The organism is Streptomyces sp. (assembly GCF_035563135.1).
GTDB lineage: Bacteria > Actinomycetota > Actinomycetes > Streptomycetales > Streptomycetaceae > Streptomyces.
Genome location: NZ_DATMVN010000772.1, coordinates 1 through 7456, shown reverse-complemented (window position 1 = coordinate 7456; position 7456 = coordinate 1). Strand labels below are relative to the sequence as shown.

The following is a 7456-nucleotide window of genomic DNA, read 5'->3' as shown; positions in this document are numbered from 1 at the left end:
GACCCCCGCCGGAGGTGGCCGCCCGGCGGGACTCGCCCGTCTTCCGGCGGCGCGTCGGCAGCAGCAGGGTCAGGGCCGTGCCGACGACCGCCCAGGCGGAGAGCACCAGCAGGGGACCGGTGACCGCGTTGCCCTTGAAGTACGCGATCGAGCGCGCCACCCAGGTCCCCGCGCCGGGCGGCAGGGCGGGGCCGATCGCCCGCCAGAAGTCCGGCAGCATCGGCAGCGGGAAGGCGCCGCCCGCGCTCGGGTTGCCCGCGATCACGATGAGCAGCACGGCCAGCCCGATGCCGACGACACCGGTGAGCGCCTGAAGGGCGAGCGTGATCATGCCGACCGCGAAGACGGTGAGGGTCCCCAGGCCGGCCAGGGCCCACACGCTGCCCGGGAGCGCGCCGAGGACCGGGCCGATGATGACCGCGCCACCGATCCCGCCCGCGAGGGCGTACAGGGCCATGGCCGCGGTGCGGATCATCGCGCGCTGCCGGCCGGCCGGCTTGGCGCCCGCGCTGATCGCCAGGATCGAGGCGCAGAGGTAGCCGCCGACGCACCAGCCCACGACCAGGTAGAACGACGAGAGGCCGTCGAAGTCGTCCGGGGAGGCGGGGGCCACGTCCACGGTCCGCACCGTGCGCTGCCTGGGTCCCTCCGCCTGCTCGATGATCCTGGTCAGCGAGGTGGCCAGCACGGTACCGCCACCGGAGGCGACGAGCACCGTGTCGGTCGCCCCGGTGGGGCTGACGATCAGGGCGCCGTCGATGTCGCGGTTCTGGATCTGCCGGCGCGCCTCGGCCTCGCCGGAGACCGCGCGCGGATCGAGCGGGCCGCCCGGCAGGCCGTCCAGCTGGGTGACGAGCCGCCCGGACACCTGCTGCGGGGCGACGACCCCGAAGGGCACATCGGTGGGGTCGGGCCTGTGCAGCGCGCCGACGTAGGAGGCGATGAACAGCAGTTGCAGCGCCAGTACGCCGACGACCAGCAGGGCGGCCCGTGCGGTGACGGCGTTCTTCACCTCGTCAGCGAAAGTCATGCCCCCACGGTCCGGGCAGGGCGTTCTTCGCGCAGGCGGGACCGGGCCGAATGGCGGAGGGAGCCCCGCCCTCGATTGACGACCGAAGATTCGAATCGAAGGGTGTGGCGAGCGCGGGACGGACAGGAGAGAGCTCAGGAACCCCTTCCGCGCGGCGTCGGCGCAGGAGCGGCCCCGACGCGGCGCCGGGGCCCGGAGACCGTCCAGCACCTTGCCGAGGAGGTTCATGACACCGGCTCTCACGCGGTGCCGGCGACCGCGGTACCGCTTCGGCCGCCACCGGCCGCGTCGCCCGACGGGCCGTCCGCACCACGTGCACGGCTCGGCCCGCAGCCCGGCCCCGAGCCCCAGGGTCCGGCTTCACCGCCCCGCCGCCGGGGTGCGGCACCGAACAGCGCCTGGAGCAGGCGCTGTTCGGCACCAGGTCCGGTGGGCCCGTGGTGGGGGCCAGGGCAGGGCGTCAGACCTGGACGCCCGGCGTCCCGTCCTCCACGACCACGCTCGCGCGCGTGCTGATCGGTGCGTCCGGCTTCGTCACGAAGGGCAGCACCCGGAAGTCGCTCGTCCACCGCTCCCGGTCCACCGTGACGCGCACGTAACCGCGCCGGCTGTTGAAGAACTTCATGTGCGGGTTCGCCGCCAGGAACGTCTCGCCCTGGGCCGTCATGTCGGCGCCGTCGCCACCGCTCGTGATCGAGGTGCCCACGAACTCCGAGCCGACGGTCGCCGATTCCGGGTCGGCGTAGTCGCGCTTGAGGTCCCACGCGTAGTTCTGGTGCCGGTCGCCCGTGATGACGACGAGGTTGCGCACCCCGCGGGTGCCCGCCTCCGCGAGCAGCCGGTTGCGCTCGGCGACGTAACCGTCCCACGGGTCCGTCCAGACCGTGGTGCCCGGGCCCGGGTCCTGGTCGGTCTGGCCCATCGGGGCCTGGTTCCCGAGGATCTGCCAGCGGGACCGGGAGCGGCTGAAGCCCTTGAGGACCCAGTCCCGCTGCCGGGCCCCGAGCAGGGTGCGGTCCGGGTCGAAGCGGTCGGCGCAGTCCGCGGACGTGCCGTCGCCGCAGGCCTGGTCGTCGCGGTACTGGCGGGTGTCGAGCATCGTGAAGTCGGCGAGCCGGCCGTAGGGGAGCCGTCGGTACATCTGTACGTCGGGGCCGTTCGGCAGCTGTGTGCGGCGCAGCGGCGCGTGCTCGTACAGGGCCCGGAAGGCGGCGGCCCGGCGCTGCAGGAAGGTCTCCGGGTCCTCGTCGTTCTCGGAGGTCTCGTCCGCCCAGTTGTTCTCCACCTCGTGGTCGTCGAACGTCATGATCCACGGGAAGGCGGCGTGCGCCTCGCGCAGCGGCGCCTCGGACTTGTAGAGGCCGTACTGGAGCCGGTAGCGGGCCAGGTCGAGGGTCTCCGTGTGGAACCTGGGATCGGTCGTCACGCCGCGCTTGTTCGTCCTGACGCCGGACTCGTAGAGGTAGTCGCCCAGGTGCACCACCAGGTCCAGGTCCTCCTGCGCCATGTGGTGGTACGCCGTGAAGTGGCCGTCCTGCCAGGCCTGGCAGGAGGCGAAGGCGAACTTCAGCTCGCGCGGGGAGTCCGAGGGGGCCGGGGTGGTGCGCGTGCGCCCCACCGGGGAGACCGCGGAGCCGGCCTTGAAGCGGAACCAGTACGTGCGGTCGGGGGCGAGCCCGTGCACCTCGGGGTGGACCGAGTGCGCCAGCTCGGGGGACGCGACGACGCTGCCGCGGCGCACCACCCGGCGGAAGCGCTCGTCGGCCGCCACCTCGTAGTGGACGCGGACGGGTTTCGCCGGCATGCCGCCGAGGCCGTCCTGTGCGAAGGGGTCGGGAGCCAGGCGCGTCCAGAGCACGACACCGTCCGACGTGGGGTCGCCCGAGGCGACACCCAGGGTGAACGGGTCACCCTTCAGGGCGGGCGCGGCGAACGCCGACTGCGCCTCCCACGCCCCCGTCCCGAGCATCAGCGCGGCGGCTGCCGCCCCGCCGAATCCGAACATCTGCCTGCGGGACACGGAATTCGCGACCACGGGTCCTCCTCGGTTGCGCTGCGTCAACCTCGGACACGCTGCCGGGAATTGATGTCATGCTCACACTCAACGCATGGCCGGGGGCCGAGCGGCATGTGAACAGGGCGGCTGTACGGCGAACGGTTCAGGACACCGCGCGGTAGCGGCGCTCCGGCCGCCCCGTCCCGCCGTACCGCAGGGTCACCTCGGCCCGCCCCGTCTCCGCGAAGTACTCGAGGTAGCGGCGCGCGCTGACCCGCGAGAGAGCACCCGCCTCGGCGCATTCGGAGGCCGACAGTCCGGCCGGGTGGTCGCGCAGGACGCGTTCGACCAGGTCCGCGGTACGGGTCGCGAGGCCCTTGGGGAGTTCGCGGGAGCCCGGAGGACGGGTGCCGAAGATGCGGTCCACGTCCTCCTGGCGGGCTTCCTGACGGGCCTCGTCCAGGGCGTCCAGACGGTTGCGCAGCGAGGCCACGTGCTGCAACTGCTCCTGCAGCGCCGAGCGGTGGAACGGCTTGATCAAGTAGTGCAGGGCACCCGCCCGCAGGGCGGCCCTGACCACACCGGCGTCGCGCGCCGCCGTGATGAAGAGCGCGTCCGCGCTGTGGGCGCCCCCGTCCCGCTCCTCCGCCGCGCGCAGCTCCCGCAGCACCTGGATCCCGTCCATGTCGGGAAGGAAGATGTCGAGCAGCACCAGATCGGGACGCAGCCGACGGGCCGCGCGCAGGGCCTCGGCGCCCGTGTGGGCCACACCGACGACCGTAAAACCGTCCAATGCGGACACATAGCGGCTGTGCAGTTTCGCGACCATGAAGTCGTCGTCCACCACCAGCACTTTCGTCACGCCGACACCGTAGGGCGCGACCACAACGACCACAACGTCCATTGGTTCCGGAACGGCGACAGCTCGTTGACGCGCAGGCAACATGTGGGCCACCTCACACACGTGCGACGTATGGCTCGAAAGGCGGCATCCGGTGCGACTGCGCACTCCACTCGCCCTGTTCGGGGCCGCGCTGCTGGTGGTCGTCGGGCCGCCGCTGCTCTCCACCGGCAGCGGTTCCGGCACCGGCACGCAGATCCCCGGACTGCGCTTCATGGTTCCCAACACACCCGGCGGCGGTTACGACATCACGGCGCGCACCGCGGCGAAGAACGCCGAGGACGCCGGGCTCACCCACGGCATCGAGGTGTTCAACCTGCCAGGCGCGGGCGGCACCGTCGGGGTGACCCGGCTGGCCGCCGAGCACGGCAACGGCAAGCTCGCCATGTCCATGGGGCTGGGTGTCGTGGGCGCCGTACACACCAACAAGTCGCCCACGTCCCTGGCCGACACCACCCCGATCGCCCGGCTCACCGAGGAGCAGGACATCGTCGTCGTCGCCGAGGACTCCCCGTACGAGACGATCGATCAGCTGCTCACCGCCTGGAAGAAGGACCCGGGGAAGATCCCGGTCGGCGGCGGATCCTCACCCGGCGGGCCCGACCACCTGGCGCCGATGCTGATGGCGAAGGCAGCCGGGATCGCCCCCGAGCAGGTCAACTACATCCCCTTCGACGGCGGCGGCGAACTGCTCGCCTCGATCCTCGGCAACAAGGTCGGCTTCGGCGTCTCCGGCGTCGGCGAGTACCTCGACCAGATCGAGGCCGGTGAGCTGCGGCTCCTCGCCGTCACCGGCCCGAAGCGGGTCCCGGGCCTCGACGCGCCGACCCTCCGCGAGGCCGGTCTCGACACCGACTTCACCAACTGGCGCGGCATCGTCGCCCCGCCCGGACTCTCCGACACCGAACGCGACAAGCTCATCGGGCTGGTGAGCGAACTGCACGACTCGAAGCAGTGGCGCGACTCCATGAAGAAGAACGGCTGGGACGACGCCTTCCTCGCCGGCGACGACTTCGGCGACTTCCTGGACGCCCAGGACCGGCGTGTCGCCACCGTCCTCAAGGAGCTGGGACTGTGACGGACGAGCCCACACCCTCCCGGCCGACGCCTTCCGGGCCCGGGACCGCATCCTCCCGCCCCGCGGCGGGGCGTTCCTGGCTGCGCGAGCACTCCGAGCTCGGCGTCAGCGTCCTGCTGCTCGTGCTGGGCGTCCTCGTCCTGACCGACGCCCTGACGATGAGCGTGGACATCACCCAGCGCGGGCCCGTCGGTCCCAGGACCGTCCCGGTCGTCGTCGGCATCGGGCTGCTGGCCGTCGCCGTGCTGCTGGCCGTCGACGTCCTGCGCGGCGGCCGGGGCGAGGCGGAGGGCGGCGAGGACGTCGACCTGGACGAACCGGCCGACCGGCGCACCGTCGCCCTGCTCACCGGGGTCTTCCTCGCCTTCGCCGTCCTCATCGGCCCGCTCGGCTTCCCCATCTCCGGCGCCCTCCTCTTCTGGGGCTCGGCCTACGCGCTGGGCAGCCGCCACCACGACCGCGATCCGCTCATCGCGGCCGGGCTCTCCCTCGCGACCTACTTCGTCTTCGACAACCTGCTCGGGGTGCCCCTCCCGGGCGGCCCGCTGATGGGGGTGCTCTGACCCATGGATTCCCTCAACTCCCTCATCGACGGCTTCGGCACGGCGCTCACGCCGGTCAACCTGCTCTGGGCCGCACTCGGCGTCCTGCTCGGCACGGCGATCGGTGTGCTCCCCGGCATCGGCCCCGCCATGGCCGTCGCCCTGCTGCTGCCGGTGACGTACGGACTCGAACCGACCGGTGCCTTCATCATGTTCGCCGGGATCTACTACGGCGCGATGTTCGGCGGCTCCACCACCTCGATCCTCCTCAACACCCCGGGGGAGAGCGCGGCCGTCGTCGCCGCGATCGAAGGCAACCCGATGGCGAAGGCCGGGCGTGGCGCGCAGGCGCTCGCCGCCGCCGCCGTCGGACACTTCGCGGGCGGCATGATCGGCACGATCCTGCTGGTCGTCCTCGCCCCGACCGTCGCCTCGCTCGCCGTGGACATCGGCGCTCCCGACTACTTCGCCATCATGGTGCTGGCCTTCATCGCCGTCACCTCCGTCCTCGGCTCCTCACGGATCCGCGGCCTGGCCTCGCTCCTCATCGGTCTCACCATCGGCCTCGTCGGCCTGGACCAGATGACGGGCCAGCAGCGTCTCACCTTCGGCTCGCTCCAACTGGCCGACGGCATCGACGTGGTGATCGTGGCGGTCGGGCTCTTCGCCATCGGGGAGGCCCTGTGGGTCGCCGCGCACCTGCGCCGCTCCACCGGGAAGCCGATCCCCGTCGGCCGCCCCTGGCTGGGCAAGGACGACGTCCGGCGCACCTGGAAGTCCTGGCTGCGCGGGCCCTTCATCGGCTTCCCGTTCGGCGCGATCCCCGCGGGCGGCGCGGAGATCCCCACCTTCCTCTCGTACGTCACCGAGAAACGGCTCTCCAAGCACCGCGACGAATTCGGCAGGGGCGCCATCGAGGGCGTCGCCGGGCCGGAGTCGGCGGCCTCCGCCTCCGCCGCCGGGACCCTGGTCTCCATGCTCACGCTGGGCCTGCCCACCACGGCCGTCGCCGCCGTCATGCTGGCCGCCTTCCAGCAGTACGGCATCCAGCCCGGGCCGCTCCTGTTCGAGCGTGAACCCGAGCTGGTCTGGGGCCTGATCGCCTCGCTCTTCGTCGGCATGGTGCTGCTGCTCGCACTGAACCTGCCCCTCGCGCCGCTCTGGGCGAAGCTGCTGCGGATCCCGCGCCCCTACCTCTACGCGGGCATCCTCTTCTTCGCCGCCGTCGGCGCCTACGCGGTCGGCGGGGAGGCCGTCGACCTGGTGATCCTGCTGGTGATCGGCCTGATCGGCTTCGGCATGCGACGGTACGGGCTGCCGATCCTGCCCGCGGTCATCGCGGTCATCCTCGGTCCGTCCGCCGAGCAGCAGCTGCGGCGCGCCCTCCAGATCAGCGACGGCAGCGTCACGGGACTGGTCGACACCCCGTTCTCCGTGACCGTCTACGTCATCGTCGCGCTGATCCTGGTGTGGCCGCTGGTGAAGAAGGCGCTGGGCAGAACCCGGCCGTGAGGGACTGTCGGTGGCGGCTGGGAGAATCACGGGCATGACCACGATCGACTGGGACGCCGCCGCCGACTCCTTCGACGAGGAACCCGACCACGGGCTCCACGACCCGGTGGTCCGCAGCGCCTGGGCTCAGCGGATGGAGACCTGGCTGCCCGGCGCCCGCTCCTCGGTCCTCGACCTCGGCTGCGGTACGGGCAGCCTGGCGCTGCTCGTCGCCGGTCAGGGACACCGCGTCACCGCCGTCGACCGGTCGCCGCGCATGGTGGAGCGGGCACGCGCCAAGCTGGCCGGGACCGGGGCCGAGGTGCTCCTCGGTGACGCCGGACACCCCCCGGTGGGCAAGCAGCGCTTCGACGTGATCCTCGCCCGGCACACGGTGTGGCTGCTGCCCGACCCCGCC

The 7456-nt window shown here is 72.3% G+C and carries 7 protein-coding genes; 4 read left to right on the top strand and 3 right to left on the bottom strand.

Annotated features, from left to right (window positions below; translation table 11 throughout):
• From VN520_RS34325 to VN520_RS34315, 3 genes are all read right to left on the bottom strand, one after another.
• Positions 1 to 1030: DUF3533 domain-containing protein (locus tag VN520_RS34325; RefSeq protein WP_325750858.1), on the bottom strand; the 1030-nt coding region annotated here is incomplete at its 3' end.
• A gap of 460 nt (positions 1031 to 1490) precedes the next feature.
• Positions 1491 to 3065, bottom strand: coding sequence for an alkaline phosphatase D family protein (locus VN520_RS34320; RefSeq protein ID WP_325750857.1), 1575 nt, complete (start codon positions 3063 to 3065; stop codon positions 1491 to 1493).
• A gap of 124 nt (positions 3066 to 3189) precedes the next feature.
• Positions 3190 to 3930, bottom strand: a complete 741-nt coding sequence (locus tag VN520_RS34315) for a response regulator (protein WP_325750859.1) — start codon at positions 3928 to 3930, stop codon at positions 3190 to 3192.
• 91 nt (positions 3931 to 4021) lie between these two features.
• Between VN520_RS34315 and VN520_RS34310 the strand changes: the two genes are divergently transcribed.
• From VN520_RS34310 to VN520_RS34295, 4 genes are all read left to right on the top strand, one after another.
• Positions 4022 to 5005 (top strand): Bug family tripartite tricarboxylate transporter substrate binding protein, encoded by a 984-nt coding sequence (locus VN520_RS34310; RefSeq protein ID WP_325750856.1) that lies wholly within the window; start codon positions 4022 to 4024, stop codon positions 5003 to 5005.
• Positions 5002 to 5568 (top strand): tripartite tricarboxylate transporter TctB family protein, encoded by a 567-nt coding sequence (locus VN520_RS34305; RefSeq protein WP_325750855.1) that lies wholly within the window; start codon positions 5002 to 5004, stop codon positions 5566 to 5568. The genes VN520_RS34310 and VN520_RS34305 overlap by 4 nt, the downstream gene beginning before the upstream one ends.
• A gap of 3 nt (positions 5569 to 5571) precedes the next feature.
• On the top strand, positions 5572 to 7059 hold the full coding sequence (locus tag VN520_RS34300; protein WP_325750854.1) for a tripartite tricarboxylate transporter permease: 1488 nt from the start codon (positions 5572 to 5574) through the stop codon (positions 7057 to 7059).
• A gap of 34 nt (positions 7060 to 7093) precedes the next feature.
• Positions 7094 to 7456, top strand: a 363-nt coding sequence (locus VN520_RS34295) for a class I SAM-dependent methyltransferase (RefSeq protein WP_325750853.1), incomplete at its 3' end; no start/stop codon positions are given.